General features: G+C 68.5%; 16 protein-coding genes and 1 riboswitch. Of the genes, 4 read left to right on the top strand and 12 right to left on the bottom strand.

Annotated elements, in window-relative coordinates:
• Positions 1-209: 209 nt before the first annotated feature.
• The 6 genes from ACP26O_RS13855 to ACP26O_RS13830 form a co-directional block, all read right to left on the bottom strand.
• Complete coding sequence (locus ACP26O_RS13855) at positions 210-359, bottom strand: hypothetical protein (protein ID WP_165751998.1); 150 nt, start codon at positions 357-359, stop codon at positions 210-212.
• A gap of 68 nt (positions 360-427) precedes the next feature.
• Positions 428-1,060, bottom strand: coding sequence for a gamma-glutamylcyclotransferase (locus ACP26O_RS13850; RefSeq protein WP_011657874.1), 633 nt, complete (start codon positions 1,058-1,060; stop codon positions 428-430).
• Positions 1,061-1,074: 14 nt separating this feature from the next.
• Positions 1,075-1,860 carry an rRNA maturation RNase YbeY gene (gene ybeY / locus ACP26O_RS13845; protein WP_165751997.1) on the bottom strand — a complete coding sequence of 262 codons (786 nt, stop codon included), beginning with the start codon at positions 1,858-1,860 and terminating at the stop codon, positions 1,075-1,077.
• Between the two features lie 151 nt (positions 1,861-2,011).
• Positions 2,012-3,058 carry a PhoH family protein gene (locus ACP26O_RS13840; RefSeq protein WP_126228470.1) on the bottom strand — a complete coding sequence of 349 codons (1,047 nt, stop codon included), beginning with the start codon at positions 3,056-3,058 and terminating at the stop codon, positions 2,012-2,014.
• A 33-nt stretch (positions 3,059-3,091) separates the two neighbouring features.
• Positions 3,092-4,465, bottom strand: a complete 1,374-nt coding sequence (gene miaB, locus ACP26O_RS13835) for a tRNA (N6-isopentenyl adenosine(37)-C2)-methylthiotransferase MiaB (protein WP_011657871.1) — start codon at positions 4,463-4,465, stop codon at positions 3,092-3,094.
• A 277-nt stretch (positions 4,466-4,742) separates the two neighbouring features.
• A complete protein-coding gene (locus ACP26O_RS13830; protein ID WP_426356248.1) occupies positions 4,743-5,675 on the bottom strand; it encodes a LysR family transcriptional regulator in 933 nt (310 codons plus the stop codon).
• A gap of 147 nt (positions 5,676-5,822) precedes the next feature.
• On the opposite strand from ACP26O_RS13830, the gene ACP26O_RS13825 reads away from it, so the two are divergent.
• The 3 genes from ACP26O_RS13825 to ribB all read left to right on the top strand — a co-directional run bounded on the left by ACP26O_RS13825 (position 5,823) and on the right by ribB (position 9,067).
• The gene (locus tag ACP26O_RS13825; RefSeq protein ID WP_175665397.1) at positions 5,823-7,064 is read left to right on the top strand and encodes an MFS transporter; all 1,242 of its coding nucleotides are present in this window, start codon (positions 5,823-5,825) and stop codon (positions 7,062-7,064) included.
• Between the two features lie 132 nt (positions 7,065-7,196).
• Entirely contained in the window at positions 7,197-7,880 is a 684-nt protein-coding gene (locus tag ACP26O_RS13820; RefSeq protein ID WP_175660384.1) for a helix-turn-helix domain-containing protein, read from the top strand.
• Between the two features lie 209 nt (positions 7,881-8,089).
• A riboswitch (FMN riboswitch) is annotated at positions 8,090-8,238 on the top strand.
• A gap of 118 nt (positions 8,239-8,356) precedes the next feature.
• Entirely contained in the window at positions 8,357-9,067 is a 711-nt protein-coding gene (ribB, locus tag ACP26O_RS13815) for a 3,4-dihydroxy-2-butanone-4-phosphate synthase (RefSeq protein ID WP_175665398.1), read from the top strand.
• 91 nt (positions 9,068-9,158) lie between these two features.
• Here ribB and ACP26O_RS13810 read toward each other — a convergent pair whose 3' ends face one another.
• The 4 genes from ACP26O_RS13810 to glpD all read right to left on the bottom strand — a co-directional run bounded on the left by ACP26O_RS13810 (position 9,159) and on the right by glpD (position 13,988).
• The gene (locus ACP26O_RS13810) at positions 9,159-9,845 is read right to left on the bottom strand and encodes an HAD family hydrolase (protein WP_175665399.1); all 687 of its coding nucleotides are present in this window, start codon (positions 9,843-9,845) and stop codon (positions 9,159-9,161) included.
• Between the two features lie 210 nt (positions 9,846-10,055).
• Entirely contained in the window at positions 10,056-10,772 is a 717-nt protein-coding gene (locus ACP26O_RS13805; RefSeq protein ID WP_006757965.1) for an MIP/aquaporin family protein, read from the bottom strand.
• An 84-nt stretch (positions 10,773-10,856) separates the two neighbouring features.
• Entirely contained in the window at positions 10,857-12,359 is a 1,503-nt protein-coding gene (gene glpK, locus ACP26O_RS13800; protein WP_011657858.1) for a glycerol kinase GlpK, read from the bottom strand.
• 105 nt (positions 12,360-12,464) lie between these two features.
• Positions 12,465-13,988, bottom strand: a complete 1,524-nt coding sequence (gene glpD / locus ACP26O_RS13795) for a glycerol-3-phosphate dehydrogenase (RefSeq protein ID WP_105834545.1) — start codon at positions 13,986-13,988, stop codon at positions 12,465-12,467.
• A gap of 162 nt (positions 13,989-14,150) precedes the next feature.
• Here glpD and ACP26O_RS13790 point away from each other — a divergent pair, with 162 nt between their 5' ends.
• Entirely contained in the window at positions 14,151-14,519 is a 369-nt protein-coding gene (locus ACP26O_RS13790) for a hypothetical protein (protein WP_175665400.1), read from the top strand.
• Between the two features lie 89 nt (positions 14,520-14,608).
• Here the strand turns inward: ACP26O_RS13790 and ACP26O_RS13785 are convergent, their stop codons facing one another.
• Both ACP26O_RS13785 and ACP26O_RS13780 read right to left on the bottom strand, forming a co-directional pair.
• Positions 14,609-14,806, bottom strand: a complete 198-nt coding sequence (locus ACP26O_RS13785; RefSeq protein ID WP_006751304.1) for a hypothetical protein — start codon at positions 14,804-14,806, stop codon at positions 14,609-14,611.
• A gap of 305 nt (positions 14,807-15,111) precedes the next feature.
• Positions 15,112-15,891 (bottom strand): DeoR/GlpR family DNA-binding transcription regulator, encoded by a 780-nt coding sequence (locus ACP26O_RS13780; protein ID WP_012364650.1) that lies wholly within the window; start codon positions 15,889-15,891, stop codon positions 15,112-15,114.
• Positions 15,892-15,959: the final 68 nt, after the last annotated feature.

The raw sequence follows: 15,959 nt of genomic DNA, 5'->3' as shown, positions 1-15,959 counted from the left end.
GGCCGGGGGCACGCGGCGCGCGCGGGCCCCGCTCGGGAACGGCCGCGCCGGGCGCCGCCGTCCTTCGTCTCCATCCTATCCCAGAACGACGCGCCGGGGCAGCGGCGGCAAAAAAGCGGGGCGCAACGGCGACCGGCCGGTCGGTCGGTGCCGGCGACATTTCGTCGCGGCTCGGGCGGGCCGGGGCGGCTCGCGCAGGCTCCGGAAATTCAGAAGCGCATGCCGGCCGAACAGCCGCCGCCCGCCGCGCCGTTGGTCGCGACGCCGCCGCAGCCCAGGACGCCGCAGCCGGACAGCGCGACACTCGCGGCGACGAGCAGCGCGGCCAGCGCGCCGCGCGATCCGCGTGACGGTTTCATCGGCATGGCGCCTCCCGCGGGGCCTCCTTTCGCATGCTTGGACGTGGCGCGCGCCCGCCTGTCGAACGTCACCGGCATCGCGCGAGCAGCCCTTCCAGCGCGCGATCGGGGATGCCGCTCGCGCGCAGCGCCTCCACGGTGCGGCTCACGTAGTCGAGCGTCGTGCCGTAGCGGCCGGCCGCGCAGCCGAACACCTCCTTCACGACGGGGTCGGTCAGCTTGCCCGTGTAGGCCGGCGCGTCGCGGCGCATCACGAAGGCCAGCGCGTTCACGCGCTCGCCGGTCTCGAGCGAGCACGGCAGCCACGCGGGCCGGTACGAGCCCATCGGCATCTCGCGTTTCCACAAGGTCTCGAGATGCGGCTGCGCGGTCGGGCCGGCGAGCCGGAATGCGATGCCCGAGCACGAGCCGCCGCGATCGAGCGCGAGCACGAGGCCCGGCCGTTCGGGCGTGCCGCGGTTCACGCGCGACCACAGGTAGAGCCCGCGATGGTAGCCGTGCACCTTGCCGCGCACGGCGGCGACGGTCGGCAGCCCGGGGTTCCAGATCAGCGAGCCATAGCCGAACAGCCAGAGATCCTGCTGGCCGTCCCAGTCGCGCATCGTGTGCGCGAGCGAGGCCGCCAGTTCGTCTTGCGTCAGCAGCCGTCCCTCGCCGATCGACGGCGGGTAGGCGGGCGGCAGCATTGCGGCGTGGCGCATGGCGCGGACGGCTCTTACTGGTACGGGTTGGGGAAGCCCAGCTTCGCGAGGATGGCGACTTCGAGCGCCTCCATTTCGGCGGCGTCTTCTTCGCTCGTCTCGTGATCGTAGCCCTGCGCGTGCAGCGCGCCGTGCACCAGCAGGTGCGCGTAGTGGGCCGCGAGCGGCTTGCCCTGTTCTTGCGCTTCCTTCTCGACGACCGGGCAGCACAGCACGAGGTCGCCGATCACGGTGCCGTCGGGCAGCGGATCGTACGCGAAGGTCAGCACGTTGGTCGGGTAGTCCTTGTGGCGGTAGCCGTCGTTCAGCGTGCGGCCTTCTTCCTCGCCGACGAAGCGCACGGTGAGCTGCGCGCTCGAGAACAGCGCCGGCTCGATCCATTCGGCGATCAGCTTGCGCTTGGGGCACGCCTTGCGGACGTCGCCGGTGACTTCGTCGCCGTACTGCACGGACAGGTCGAACTCGAGCTCGCGCGGCTCGTCCGCCATTTCCGCGATTTCCTCATCGCGCGGCGCGGGCTCGGCGCCGACGTGCAGGGTCACGCTGTCGTAATGCTCGGGCTGCAGCGCGAGTTTCGCGCGCATCGCCGGATCGTTGTGCTGCGCGACGATCGCGACGGCCGTGTCGCCCGAGCTGCCCGACAGGTCGAACATCAGGCTGCGGCCATCCGGGAAGTCGATTCGCAGCCCTTGCGCGGCGACGGTCCGGGCCTTGCCCTTCGCATCGAACAGCGAAACACGGGGGGAATCGGGCGCGGCGGACTGGTCGCGCCCGGACTTGCGAGAACGGGAAGATTTCATGACGGGTGCGGCGATTGGAACGCGTTGAGGATACACCAAACGGCCGATCGCTCCCGAATTCGCACCGGCCGCGTGCGGGCGAAAAAAGCCCGGCGCGCCGTCGGGCGGGCCGGGCCGTGGGCCGGTGCGGCGCGCGGGCGCCGCCCATGCGTCACGCGTCCTTGTGCTGCGCGTGGAAGTCGTCGTACGCCTCGACGATGCGCGCGACGAGCGGATGACGCACGACGTCCACGCTCGTGAAGCGCGTGAGCGCGATGCCGCGCACGCCGCCGAGCACTTGCTGCGCCTCGACCAGGCCGCTCTTGTGCCCGCGCGGCAGGTCGACCTGGCTCGTGTCGCCGGTCACGACGGCCTTCGAGCCGAAGCCGATCCGCGTGAGGAACATCTTCATCTGCTCGGGCGTCGTGTTCTGCGCCTCGTCGAGGATGATGAACGCGTGGTTCAGCGTGCGGCCGCGCATGTACGCGAGCGGCGCGATCTCGATCATCTGGCGCTCGAACATCTTCGCCGTCTTGTCGAAGCCAAGCAGGTCGTACAGCGCGTCGTACAGCGGCCGCAGGTACGGATCGACCTTCTGCGCGAGATCGCCCGGCAGGAAGCCGAGCCGCTCGCCGGCCTCGACGGCCGGGCGCGTCAGCACGATCCGCTTGACCTGGTCGCGCTCCAGCGCGTCGACCGCGCACGCGACCGCGAGGTAGGTCTTGCCGGTGCCGGCCGGCCCGATGCCGAACGTCACGTCGTGCGACAGGATCTGCTTCAGGTACTCGCGCTGCGCGGGCGTGCGCCCGCGCAGGTCGGCGCGCCGCGTGTACAGCTTCGGCCCGGGTTCCTCCTCGGGGCCTGCGTCGTCGAGCTGCACGGCCGGTTCGTCGAACGGATGGTCCGGGTCGCCGCGAAAGCGCACGTCGAGCGTGTCCTGGCGGCCGTTGCCGGCGGTGTGACGCACTTCGACCAGCGCGAGCTGGATATCGTCGACCGACAGCGGATCGCGCGAGCGGTTGTAGAAGTTCTCGAGCGCCGCGAGCGCGAGCTTCGCGCCGCGCCCGCGGATCGTGATCCGGTGGCCGCGCCGCGCGAGCGTGACGTCGAGCGCCTGTTCGATCTGCCGCAGGTTCTCGTCGAGCGGGCCGCAGAGGTTGGCGAGGCGCGCGTTGTCTTCGCGCGGCGCGGTGAATTCCAGTGCTTGGACGGTCTTCAAAGTAGCGTCGGGCTCCTGTCGGGCGTCAGTCGGTCAGTGGGTGGCCGCGCTCGCGTCGTCGCTCACGAGCAGCAGCTCGCCGCGCAGCGAATGCGGGTACGCATGGTTGATCTTCACGTCGATCATCTGGCCGATCAGGCGCGGGTGCGACGCGAGCGGCGCCGGGAAATTCACGACCCGGTTGTTCTCGGTGCGGCCCGACAGTTCGTTCGGATCCTTGCGCGACGGGCCCTCGACGAGGATCCGCTCGACCTTGCCGACCATCGACCGGCTGATGCGCGCGACGTTTTCCTCGATGGTCGCCTGCAGATGTTGCAGGCGTTTGAGCTTGACCTCGCGCGGCGTGTCGTCGTGCAGGTTCGCGGCCGGCGTGCCGGGGCGCGGGCTGTAGATGAACGAGAAGCTGGTGTCGTAGCTCATCTCGTGCACGAGCGCCATCATCTTGTCGAAATCCTCCTCGGTCTCGCCGGGGAAGCCGACGATCATGTCGGTCGACAGCGACAGGTCCGGGCGGATCGCGCGCAGCTTGCGGATCACCGACTTGTATTCGAGCACCGTGTAGCCGCGCTTCATCGCCATCAGGATGCGGTCGGAGCCGTGCTGGACCGGCAGGTGCAGGTGGCTCACGAGCTTCGGCACCTTCGCGTAGGTGTCGATCAGGCGCTGCGTGAATTCCTTCGGGTGCGACGTCGTGTAGCGAATCCGCTCGATGCCGGGGATGTCGGCGACGTATTCGATCAGCGTCGCGAAATCGGCGATTTCCGTCGAGCCGGCCGTCAGCGCGCCGCGGTATGCATTCACGTTCTGGCCGAGCAGCGTGACTTCGCGCACGCCCTGGTCGGCGAGGCCGGCCACTTCGGTCAGCACGTCGTCGAGCGGGCGCGACACTTCGTCGCCGCGCGTGTACGGCACGACGCAGTAGCTGCAGTACTTCGAGCAGCCTTCCATGATCGACACGAACGCGCTCGGCCCCTCGACGCGCGCGGGCGGCAGGTGGTCGAACTTCTCGATCTCGGGGAACGAGATGTCGACCTGCGCACGGCCGCTCGCGCGGCGCTGGTCGATCATCTGCGGCAGGCGGTGCAGCGTCTGCGGGCCGAACACGAGGTCGACGTACGGTGCGCGCGACACGATCGACGCGCCTTCCTGGCTGGCGACGCAGCCGCCGACGCCGATCAGCAGGCCCGGCTTCGCTTCCTTCAGCTCGCGCACGCGGCCGAGGTCGGAGAACACCTTTTCCTGCGCCTTCTCACGCACCGAGCACGTGTTGAACAGGATGATGTCCGCGTCTTCCGGGGTATCGGTCTTTTCGAGGCCTTCAGCCGCATTGAGCACGTCCACCATCTTGTCCGAGTCGTACTCGTTCATCTGGCAGCCGAAGGTCTTTACGTAAACTTTTTTCGTCATGGGGATTCGCCGTTCGCAGTGGTTGACCTGGGGGCGTCGTCAAGGGTGTATCGGGACGGCTGCAGCGGTGCAGCGGCTCGTGCCGGCGCCGCATGGCGGACCGGGGCGCGCGGTGCGCGTCGAGCGAGCGTGGCGTGCACGCGTGAAAAGCCGTCGGGCAAGCCTTCCATTATAGCTTTACGCGCCGTCCCGGGCGGGCGGCGGGTTGCGGCCGCGCGACGCCGTTCTGCCCGCTCCGACCCTGATAGGGCGGCGCACGCGAGCGTCAGTGTCGGCGTCAGCGGCACGCATTCAGCAGGTCGTCGAGCGCCGCTTCCTCGCGCGCGAAGCGTTCGGCGAGGAAATCGAGCAGCACGCGCACGCGCGGCGCCATGTAGCGCTTGCTGTGATAGATCGCGTGCAGCGGCGCGTCCTGGTACCGCCAGTCGGGCAGCAGCACGCGCAGCCGGCCCGCGCGCACGTCGTCGGCGATGTCCCACAGCGACTTCAGCGCGATGCCGTGGCCGCGCAGCGTCCATTCGCGGGTGAGGCCGCCGTCGTTGGTCTCGAACGCGGTCGACACCGGCACCGTGTGAGTCTGCACTTCGTCGCCGCGCGTGAAGCGCCACGTGTTCATCGGCCCCGACGCGATCGTGATCACGTTGCAGGGAAAGCGGGCCAGATCGTGCGGATCGGCCGGCACGCCGTGGCGCGCGACGAACGACGGCGCCGCGCACAGTACGCACCGGTTCGCGGCCAGCCGGCGCGCGATCAACGCGCCGTCGGGCGGCGCGGCGAAGCGGATCGCGAGGTCGATTTCGTCCTGCCACAGGTTCGACGCCGAATCGGACGCCGTCAGCGAGAACGTGACGCCCGGATGCAGCGTGGTGAATTCGTCGAGCCAGTCGAGCAGCTGGTTGCGGCCGAAATCGGACGTCGACGACAGCCGCACCTTGCCGGCCACCACGTTGCGGCCTTCCTGCAGAAGCGCGTGCGCGTCGTCGAGCGCCTGCAGCGCCTGCCGGCAGCAGTTCAGGTAGAGCCGGCCTTCGTCGGTGAGCCGCAGCTGTCTGGTGGAGCGCTCGAACAGCCGCGTCGCGACCTTGGCCTCGAGCTTCGCGAGGCGCGCGCTCGCGGCGGCCGGCGTGACGTTCAGCTTGCGCCCGGCCGCTGACAGGCTGCCCAGTTCCGCCGCTTCGACGAACAGCCGGATGTCGCCCAGTCGATCCATTGGATTTTCCAGAATTTTTTGAAAATGGTTCAAATGCCACGCCAATTATCAAAGATAGGCGTATTCGGGACAATGCGCGCACATCCCGCTTTTTTGTGCGGTGCGGCACCGACCGGGCGCCGCGTCCGCCGCCATCCGGAGAACGTCATGCCCATCCCGTTACTGGCGCTCGCGATCAGTGCGTTCGCCATCGGCACCACCGAATTCATCATCATGGGGCTTCTGCCCGAAGTCGCGCACGACCTCGCCGTGTCGCTGCCGTCGGCCGGGCTGCTCGTCACCGGCTACGCGCTCGGCGTCGCGGTCGGGGCGCCGCTGCTCGCGGTGCTGACGAGCCGCATGCCGCGCAAGGCCGCATTGCTGCTGCTGATGGCGATCTTCATCGTCGGCAACGTGCTGTGCGCGAGCGCGTCCGGCTACGCGATGCTGATGGTCGCGCGCGTCGTCACGTCGTTCGCGCACGGCTCGTTCTTCGGGATCGGCGCGGTGGTCGCCGCGTCGCTCGTGCCGGCCGACAAGCGCGCGAGCGCGATCGCGCTGATGTTCACGGGCCTCACGCTGTCGAACGTGCTCGGCGTGCCGTTCGGCACGTTCGTCGGCCAGCTGCTCGGCTGGCGCGCGTCGTTCTGGATCGTCGCCGCGCTCGGCGTGCTGTCGCTCGGCGGCGTCGCGCTGCTGGTGCCGAACCGTCATGACGGCGGGCCCGTCCGCCTCGGCCACGAAGTGCGCGTGCTGAAGGAGCCGCAGGTCTGGCTCGCGCTGCTGATGACCGTGCTCGGCTTCGGCGGCGTGTTCGTCGTGTTCACGTACATCGCGCCGATCCTCGAAACCGTCACCGGCTATTCGCCGCGGGCGGTCGCGCTGATCCTCGTGCTGTTCGGCGCCGGGCTGACGGTCGGCAACACGCTCGGCGGCAAGCTTGCCGATCGCGCGCTGATGCCGTCGCTGATTGCGATCCTGGTCGCGCTGATGGCCGTGATGGCCGTGTTCGCGAAGACGAGCCACCTGCCGGTCGCGGCCGCGGTGACGGTGTTCGTGTGGGGGATCGCCGCGTTCGCGACGGTGCCGCCGCTGCAGGCGCGCGTCGTCGCGAAGGCCGCGAGCGCGCCGCATCTGGCGTCGACGCTGAACATCGGCGCCTTCAACGTCGGCAATGCGGGCGGTGCGTGGCTCGGCGGACTGGCGCTGGAGCACGGCTTCGCGCTCGATGCGCTGCCGTGGGTCGCCGTCGCGGTGACGTTCGCGGCGCTCGTCGTCACGTGGTTCGCGATGCGGCTCGATGCGCGCGCCGGCGCGCGGCGCGGCGCCGGCCGCGCATTGAGCGGCGCTGCGTCGACGCCATCGCGACGGGAAAACGTTCGCGACGAACGCATTCCTCCGCGATGCTGATAACGGTGTGAAGATAACTTCGTTTGCCGCGGCAGGGCCGGGTGATAGCGTCTCGATACGCGCCGTTCGTGGCGCAACCCGATTCCGGCTCACCCCATTCGCAGGGCCGCACGGCGGCCCGGAGGCCATGCTATGTCTTCATCCCTGGCGCTGGTGCGCGACGTGTCTTCCTTCGAGTCCGGCGAGGCCGCCGGCGCGCGAGCGGCCGCGTCGCTCGACGTCCTCGAGCAGGTCGTCGGCGTGAATCTCGCGCGCTTGCGTGCCGAGCGGCAACTGTCGCTCGATGCGCTTGCGCGACTGTCCGGCGTATCGCGTGCGATGCTCGCGCAGATCGAATCCGCTCGCAGCGTGCCGTCGATCAAGGTGCTCTGCAAGATCGCCGCGGCGCTGAAGGTGTCGGTCGCCGCGTTCCTGCGCCGCCACGCGGTGAACGGCTTCGAGCACCTGGCGGCGGAGCGCGCGGCGCGCGTCGTCAGCTCGAGCGGCCGTTTCTCGGCGCGTGCGCTGTATCCGGAGGGCGAACCGGCCGCGGCCGAATTCCACGAGCTGCGGATCGCGCCGCTGCACACGGAGCCCGGCACGCGCCGCGCGCCCGGCACGACGGTCAACCTGGTCGTCAGCGAGGGCACGCTCGAAGTCAGCGTGCACGATCGCCGCCAGTTGCTCGCGACCGGCGACGCGATCGTGTTCGACGCCGACCAACCGTACAGCCTGCGCAATCCGGGCGACACCGAGGCGCGCGCGTTCCGCGTGACGGTGAGCCCCGAAGTGCCGCCGCGCTGGCTCGTGCCCGACGCCGCGCACGCGGCCGGCTGAGCGCGGGCGGGTTGCCGGTCCGGTGGGGCCGGCGCCCGGTGCCGTTCGGGACGGCCGCACCGGCCTGATGTCGGCCTGCTATCGGCCGTTCGGACGATGCCGTTAGACGGAGTCGTCAGTAAGGTTTTAGGTGTGGTTGGCTGCGCGGCGCGCGCAGCTGAGGTATGCTTGGCCCGCCGGTTTTCCGGGGCATTCCCGGCCGGCAATCAGTGCGTCTTCAGGGCGGGGCGAAATTCCCCACCGGCGGTAGGCTGGCGAAAGCCGGCGAGCCCGCGAGCGCCCGCGCAACCGCGCGGGGTCAGCAGATCTGGTCGAATGCCAGAGCCGACGGTCATAGTCCGGATGAGAGAAGATGTGCAGATAGTCATGTCCGTCAGGGCCGCTTCGCCGTGCGTGCGGAGCGGGTTGTCGTTCTGTCTGTTTGCAATGCCCTGAAACGTTTTTCGCCCAAATCGAAATTGCGAGGAGCGTTTCACATGTCCTTCCTGTCCGTTTCGTCGGCACCCGCCGACGCCTTTGCCGATCTCCCGTTGCTCGAGTCCGAACCGGTGCCGCCGCGCATCGCCGCCGCGCTCGACGCGTTGCGCGCGGGCCGCGCGGTCGTGTTGCAGGACGATCACGACCGGGAAAACGAGGCCGACCTGATCGTCGCCGCCGAGCGCATCACCCCCGAGACGATGGCGCTGCTGATCCGCGAATGCAGCGGCATCGTGTGCCTGTGCCTGACCGACGACAAGGTCCGCGCGCTCGAGCTGCCGCCGATGGTGCAGACCAACGAGAGCCGCAACGGCACCGCGTTCACCGTATCGATCGAGGCGCGCGAAGGCGTGCATACCGGCGTGTCCGCGGCCGACCGCGTGACGACGATTCGCGCGGCGATCGCCGACGACGCGAAGCCGTACGACATCGTGCGCCCTGGCCACGTGTTTCCGTTGCGTGCGCAACCGGGCGGCGTGCTGGCGCGCCGCGGTCACACCGAAGGGACGGTCGACCTGGCGATCCTCGCGGGTTTGAAGCCGGCCGGCGTGCTGTGCGAGCTGATGAATCCGGACGGCACGATGACGCGCGGCGACGACGTCGAGCGTTTCGCGCAGCAGCACGGGCTGCCGATGCTGACGATCGCGGAGCTGGTCGAATTCCGCGAGGCGCTGGCGGCCGTGCGCGAGCGCTGCTGCGAACCGGCCTGACAGCCGGCGTAGTGGGCGGGCCGATGCGCCCGCGGTACGGCGTGCGCATCGAGCCGCACGCCGCTTCTTTCGCTTCCGGCGCGGCCGCTCGTCAGGACTGCACGTCGCCGAATTCGCCGCGCAGGCCGGCCGCGACGAGCGCCGGCAGTTCATCCATCCTGCGCATGATCCGCGTGATGCCCATCGCGCGCAGCGCGTCCGCGTAGTTGTCGGGGATGTGGCTCGCGCCGACGAACGCGATCGTCTTCATGCCCGCCGCGCGCGCGGCGTTCAGGCCCGACACGCTGTCCTCGACGACGATGCAGCGCTCCGGTGTGACGCCGAGTGTGTTCGCCGCATGCAGGTACACGTCGGGGTAGGGCTTCGGCCGCGCGACCTGCTCGGAGCTGAACACGCGATCGCCGAAGATTTCGGTGAGCGACGCGCGCTTCAGCGAGCTGCGCACGCGCACGAGCCGGCTGTTCGATACCACCGCGGCCGGCAGGCTCACCTTCAGCAACGCGTCGCGCACGCCGGTGATCGGCGCGAGCGATTGCGCGAGACCGGTCTCGATGTTGCGCTCGATGGTGTCGATGAAGTCTTCCGGCATCCGGATTCCGAAATGCGCTTCGAGCCCGGCGAGAAAGCGCGACGTCTGCTGGCCGAACGCGGACTTCGCGGCGTCTTCGAAATCGAGGTGGGGGAAGGTGGCGGACAGCGTTTCGAACAGCACGCGGTCGGCAATGACTTCGCTGTCGACGAGCACGCCGTCGCAGTCGCAGATAAGGTGATCGAGCATGGTGGTGAAAAGGCGGGTGTCGGCGACGCCGATCATGCCGCCATGATACGTGCTTTCGCGGCGGTGCCGCGCACCGTTCGGCGAGCTGCTTGCGCGGCCGGATCGATCCGGCGTACCGGCATTTCCGGAGGGAGAGGGAGGAAGGAAGGCGGAGAAACCGTAAGCGCGCGGCAGCCACTGCCGCGCGCTCGAACTCGACTGAAACCGCGTTCAGGCCATCGCGTGCAGACGCAGATACAGGCCGGCCGCGGCAGCGCCGCCGAGCAGCGGACCGATCACCGGCACCCACGCATAGCGCCAGTCGCTGTCGCGCTTGCCGGGGATCGGCAGCAGCGCATGCATCAGGCGCGGCGACAGGTCGCGCGCCGGGCTCATCGCATAGCCGGTCGGGCCGCCGAGCGAGATGCCGATGCCGAGCACGAGCAAGCCGACGGGCAGCGCGTCGAGCGCGCCGAGGCCGACCTGCGGCGACGCGAGGTACAGCACGCCGAGAATCAGCACGAACGTGCAGATCGCTTCGGTCAGCACGTTGTGCGTGACGCTGCGGATCGCGGGCGCCGTGCAGAACACCGCGAGCTTCAGGTCCGCATCGGCTTCCTTCGCGAAGTGCTGGCGATACGCGAGCCACACGAGTAACGCGCCGGCCATCCCGCCGAGCATCTGCGCAACAATGTAGCCGCCGACCTTCGACCACGCGAACTTGCCCGCGAGCGCGAGGCTGATCGTGACGATCGGGTTCAGGTGCGCGCCGCTGAACGAAGCCGTCACGTAGACGGCGACGAACACCGCCATCGCCCAGCCCATCACGATGACGATCAGATCCGCGCCTTTGCCCTTGGTCTTCGCAAGCAGCACGTTTGCGACCGCGCCGTTGCCGAGCAGCACGAGGATCGCCGTGCCGATGAATTCCGCAATATAAGGTGACATGTTGTCTCTCGTAGATGACGGCGGACTCGCGCGCCGCGCGGTCCGCCGGTGTTGTTGTATTTCGTTTGTATAGGTGTACTGCGGTTACTGCGTGTCGTCGGCCCATGCCTTGGCGGCGCGCACCGCGCGCTGCCAGCCGGCCATGCGCTGCTCGACCTGCTCCTTCGGCATCGACGGCGCGAAGCGGCGATCGAGCTGCCACTGGCTGCGCACTTCGTCGAGGTTCTTCCAGTAGCCGATCGCGAGGCCGGCGAGGTAGGCCGCGCCGAGCGCGGTCGTCTCGGTGATCTGCGGACGCACCGCGTCGACGCCGAGCAGGTCGGCCTGGAACTGCATCAGCAGGTCGTTCGCGCTCGCGCCGCCGTCGACGCGCAGCTCGCCGATGCTGATGCCCGAATCGGCTTCCATCGCGGCCAGCACGTCGAGCGACTGGTAAGCGATCGCATCGAGCGCCGCGCGCGCGAGATGCGCGGATGTCGTGCCGCGCGTCACGCCGAACACCGAACCGCGCGCCCGCGCGTTCCAGTGCGGCGCGCCGAGGCCGGCGAACGCCGGCACGAGATAGACGCCGTCGGTATGCGGCACGCTCGCGGCGAGCGCTTCGATTTCGGCGGCGGTCTTGATGATGCCGACGCCGTCGCGCAGCCACTGCACGACCGCGCCCGCGATGAAGATGCTGCCTTCGAGCGCGTACTGCACGTCGTCGCCGATCTGCCAGGCAATCGTCGTGACGAGGTTGTTCTTCGACTCGATCGGCTTGTCGCCGGTGTTCATCATCAGGAAGCAGCCGGTGCCGTAGGTGTTCTTCACCATGCCCGACGTCGTGCACATCTGGCCGAACAGCGCCGCGTGCTGGTCGCCGGCGATGCCCGCGAGCGGGATCTTCGACGCGAACACGGTGGTTTTCGTGTGGCCGTAGATTTCCGACGACGCCTTCACGTCCGGCAGCATGCTGCGCGGGATGTCGAGCAGTTCGAGCAGCTCGCTGTCCCACTCGCGCGTGTGGATGTTGAACAGCATCGTGCGCGACGCGTTCGTCACGTCGGTCACGTGCAGCTCGTGCTTCGTGAAGTTCCATACGAGCCAGCTGTCGACGGTGCCGAACGCAAGCTTGCCCTGGCGCGCCTTGTCGCGCGCGCCCGGCACGTTGTCGAGGATCCAGCGGATCTTCGTCGCGGAGAAGTACGAGTCGATCGGCAGGCCGGTCTTCGCGCGCACCTTCGCCTCGAGGCCCTGCTTCTTCAGCGAATCGCAGAAGTCGGCGGTGCGGCGGTCCTGCCAGACGATCGCGTTGTAGACGGGCTGGCCCGTCTCGCGATCCCAGACGATCGTCGTCTCGCGCTGGTTGGTGATGCCGATCGCGGCGATCGACGTGCCGTTCAGGCCGGTGCGCGTGACGGCTTCCGCCGCGACGCCCGCCTGCGTCGACCAGATTTCCTGAGGGTCGTGCTCGACCCAGCCGGGTTGCGGGTAGATCTGTTCGAATTCCTTCTGGGCAATCGATACGATATTGCCCTGGCGATCGAACAGCATTGCGCGGGAACTCGTGGTGCCCTGGTCAAGCGCGAGGATGTACTGGTCCTGCATGTCTCTCATCTCCATCCGTGGATCGGCGTAGTTGTGATGCGCGCCGCATGTCGGGCGGCGCGTCGGTGAATCAACATCGGTAAGACAACTGCAACTGCAAGCGGATCATGCGTGCGGCGCGTGCGCGGCGGCGAACCACGCGTCGACCGCGGCCGTCACCGCGTCGAGTGTGCCCGGCGCGACGTGCAGGCCGAGCTTCGAGCGGCGCCACAGCACGTCCTGCGCGCAGGTCGCCCATTCGACGTCGCGCAGGTAGCGCAGTTCGGCGTCGTACAGGCCCGGCGCGATTTCGGTGCCGAGATCGGCGAGCGATTGCGCGCCGTCGACCACGCGTTCGGCACGCGTGCCGTATGCACGCGCATAGCGGCGCGCGAGCGCGGCGGGCAGCCACGGATGGCGCTTCGCGAACGCATCGGCGAACACGTCGAACTTCGCGTTCGCGATGTCGCCGCCCGGCAGCGGCGCGCCGGCGGTCCAGGTCTTCGCGTCGCGGCCGAGCGCGCCGCACAGCAGGTCGCCGGCTTCTTCCGCGAGCTTGCGGAAGGTCGTGATCTTGCCGCCGAATACCGACAGCAGCGGCGCGCCGGCGCCGTCGTCGAGCTCGAGGCGGTAGTCGCGCGTGACGGCCGATGCGTTCGCGGCGTTCTCGTCCTCGAGCAGCGGGCGCACGCCCGAATAGGTCCAGTGCACGTCGGCCGGCGAGATCTTGCGCTTGAAGTAGCGGTTGATCGAATCGCACAGATACTGCGTTTCGTCGCGATCGATCGCGACCTTCGCGGGATCGTTCGTGTATTCGACGTCGGTCGTGCCGATCAGCGTGAAGTCGTGCTCGTACGGAATCGCGAAGATGATCCGCTTGTCCGGGTTCTGGAAGATGTATGCGTGGTCGTGATCGAACAGGCGCCGCGTGATGATGTGGCTGCCCTTCACGAGCCGCACGCTGTGCTGCGCGCCGCGGCCGAGCGCGCCGTGCAGCACGTCGCCGACCCACGGCCCGGCCGCGTTCGCGACCGCGCGCGCACGCACGACGCGAATCGAGCCGTCCGCATGCTGCAGCCGCGCTTCCCATTCGTCGCCGTGACGCTCCGCCGACACGAGCTTCGTGCGCGTGAGGATCTCGGCGCCGCGCTCCTTCGCGTCGAGCGCGTTCAGCACGACGAGGCGCGCATCGTCGACCCAGCCGTCCGAATACACGAAGCCGCGCTTGATCGAGTCGATCAGCGGCGCGCCGGCCGCATGGCGGCGCATGTCGATGCCGCGCGAGCCGGGCAGCAGTTCGCGTTTCGCGAGGTGATCGTAGAGGAACAGGCCGATGCGGATGAGCCAGGCCGGCCGCAGGTTCGGCATGTGCGGCATCACGAAGCGCAGCGGCCACATGATGTGCGGCGCCGCGCGCAGCAGTGTCTCGCGCTCCTGCAGCGCTTTGCGGACGAGTCCGAATTCGTTGTATTCGAGATAGCGCAGGCCGCCGTGAATCAGCTTCGTGCTGCACGACGACGTGTGCGACGCGAGGTCGTCCTGCTCGCAGAGCAGGACCGACAGGCCGCGGCCGGCCGCATCGCGCGCGATGCCCGCGCCGTTGATGCCGCCGCCGACGACGAGCAGATCGTAGCGATTCGGTTGGGTCACCTGCTGTCCTTATCGTCTGATGGAAATGGGCGAACATGAAATGTTCGAATTCGAAATTTAACGAACGAAATCGAAAAAGTAAAGTTCGAAAAAGCGGGGCCAGTAGCGCGCCGGGCGATCCCGGACGATACTGGCGGCATCGACCGTTTCGCGAGGTGAATCATGCGTATTGGGATGTGGGCCGGCTTTTGCGCCGTCGTTCTGGCAGGGTGCAGCGCCGGCACGCCGCCGCTTGCCGGCAACTGGCGTGCGCCATCATTCGTCGACCTGCAGACGTCGTGCGGCGGCACCGCGCACGAGTGGGGCGCGGACGCGCAGCCGGTCTATTCGACGCTGTACGACGCGTACGTGGCGAAACGGTATCGCGGGCTCACGCAAGCGAACTATTGCGCGTTCGTAAACGAACTTTCGGCGCGCTATGCGGCACCCGATGCGGCGGGGCGCGCCGGCTGGGTCGCGTATTTCAACGGCGCACGCGCGCAGGCCGTCAGCTGGCGGGCCGCGGTCGATCCGACGCTGCGCGGCGGCTGACGCGGGGAAGCTGACAGAGGCGGGAAAGGCGGAAAAGCGGCGCGGCCGGAAATCCGGCCGCGCGCGCTCAGGTCAGGAGCAGCGGTAGTTCAGGAATATCGGTATTTGATGGATCGCAACGCGGCGTCGCCGGTCTCGGTCACGCAGTATTTGCGTCCCGAGCCGAGCCCTTCCAGGCGGACGAGCTGCTGTTCGAGCAGTGCGTCGATTTCGTCCCGATCCATGTTGGTTTGATCGGGTGCGTCCTTCACAAGCAATAGCGTGGCGAATTCATGCGGACTCAGCATCGTTCTCTCCATGGCGACCAGTATGCCCGCGCGGCCGGCGCGAACGCCGCAGCGCGATACCCCACACGGGGGTATGGCTTGGGGGGAAAGCTGTATTGGCCGGCCTGGGAGTTCGCACACGCCTTGGCACGGGCGGATCGGGCGAACGGGCCGGGGAACTGGAGTCTAGTCGAGCGCGCGGGCAACGACAAATCGTGCCCCGTTAATTTTCCGTTTGACAGGCACGCGGGTCGCTAGCGGTTCGGTCGGTGCGCCAACTTCTTGATTTCACTTGAAGTTTCAGGTGCGGTGCAGCATCGCAAGCGTTATTCAGCGACGTACACTTCGGTGCCCGCGGCGGCCACCGCGTCGGCCATCTCCGGCGGCAGCGGCTTGTCGGTGAAGAGCGCATGAACCTGGCTCAGGTGCCCCTGGCGCACGAGCGCCGGGCGGCCGACCTTCGAGTGGTCGGCGACGAGATAGACCGTGCGCGCATGCTGCATGATCGCCTCGGCCACGCGCACCTCGCGCGTGTCGAAGTCGCGCAGCGTGCCGTCGGCCTCGATCGCCGACGTGCCGATGATCGCGTAGTCGACCTTGAACTGGCGGATGAAGTCGATCGCGAGTTCGCCGACGATCCCCTTGTCCCACGGCCGCACGATGCCGCCCGTGATCAGTACCTCGCAGTCGGGATAGCCGCTCATCATCGACGCGACGTTCAGGTTGTTCGTGATCACGTGCAGCCCGTGATGGCGGTTCAGCGCGCGCGCGACTTCCTCGGTCGTCGTGCCGAGGTTGATGAACAGCGACGCCTGGTCAGGGATGTGCGACGCCGCCAGCGCCGCGATGCGCCGCTTCTCGTCGTGGAACATCCGCTGGCGCGCGGTGTACGACACGTTCTCCGAGCTGGTCGGCAGGCTCGCGCCGCCGTGGTAGCGGCGCAGCAGGTTCAGATCCGCGAGCCAGTTGACGTCGCGGCGGATCGTCTGCGGCGTGACCGCGAAGTGCGCGGCGAGATCGTCGACGGTCACGAAGCCGTCGCGCTGCACCCATTCGAGCAATTCCTGCTGGCGCGCGTTGAGGGTGAGGCGGGGATCTCGGGTCATGGCTGGGCGGTCGGATCGTGAGGCGGAGCGCGTATTGTAAGGGGCGGAAAGGGCGTTCGGCCGGCGCG

The organism is Burkholderia sp. R-40 (genome assembly GCF_049942845.1).
GTDB classification, from domain to species: domain Bacteria; phylum Pseudomonadota; class Gammaproteobacteria; order Burkholderiales; family Burkholderiaceae; genus Burkholderia; species Burkholderia ambifaria.
This window is presented reverse-complemented; position numbering and strand designations above follow the sequence as displayed.

What these genes read in the sequence shown, in the direction of transcription:
- ACP26O_RS13855 (WP_165751998.1), bottom strand. Translation starts at nt 359, where the DNA reads ATGAAACCGTCACGCGGATCGCGCGGCGCGCTGGCCGCGCTGCTCGTC.
- ACP26O_RS13850 (WP_011657874.1), bottom strand. Translation starts at nt 1,060, where the DNA reads ATGCGCCACGCCGCAATGCTGCCGCCCGCCTACCCGCCGTCGATCGGC.
- ybeY (WP_165751997.1), bottom strand. Translation starts at nt 1,860, where the DNA reads ATGAAATCTTCCCGTTCTCGCAAGTCCGGGCGCGACCAGTCCGCCGCG.
- miaB (WP_011657871.1), bottom strand. Translation starts at nt 4,465, where the DNA reads ATGACGAAAAAAGTTTACGTAAAGACCTTCGGCTGCCAGATGAACGAG.
- ACP26O_RS13830 (WP_426356248.1), bottom strand. Translation starts at nt 5,675, where the DNA reads ATGGATCGACTGGGCGACATCCGGCTGTTCGTCGAAGCGGCGGAACTG.
- ACP26O_RS13825 (WP_175665397.1), top strand. Translation starts at nt 5,823, where the DNA reads ATGCCCATCCCGTTACTGGCGCTCGCGATCAGTGCGTTCGCCATCGGC.
- ACP26O_RS13820 (WP_175660384.1), top strand. Translation starts at nt 7,197, where the DNA reads ATGTCTTCATCCCTGGCGCTGGTGCGCGACGTGTCTTCCTTCGAGTCC.
- ribB (WP_175665398.1), top strand. Translation starts at nt 8,357, where the DNA reads ATGTCCTTCCTGTCCGTTTCGTCGGCACCCGCCGACGCCTTTGCCGAT.
- ACP26O_RS13810 (WP_175665399.1), bottom strand. Translation starts at nt 9,845, where the DNA reads ATGCTCGATCACCTTATCTGCGACTGCGACGGCGTGCTCGTCGACAGC.
- ACP26O_RS13805 (WP_006757965.1), bottom strand. Translation starts at nt 10,772, where the DNA reads ATGTCACCTTATATTGCGGAATTCATCGGCACGGCGATCCTCGTGCTG.
- glpK (WP_011657858.1), bottom strand. Translation starts at nt 12,359, where the DNA reads ATGCAGGACCAGTACATCCTCGCGCTTGACCAGGGCACCACGAGTTCC.
- ACP26O_RS13790 (WP_175665400.1), top strand. Translation starts at nt 14,151, where the DNA reads ATGCGTATTGGGATGTGGGCCGGCTTTTGCGCCGTCGTTCTGGCAGGG.
- ACP26O_RS13785 (WP_006751304.1), bottom strand. Translation starts at nt 14,806, where the DNA reads ATGCTGAGTCCGCATGAATTCGCCACGCTATTGCTTGTGAAGGACGCA.
- ACP26O_RS13780 (WP_012364650.1), bottom strand. Translation starts at nt 15,891, where the DNA reads ATGACCCGAGATCCCCGCCTCACCCTCAACGCGCGCCAGCAGGAATTG.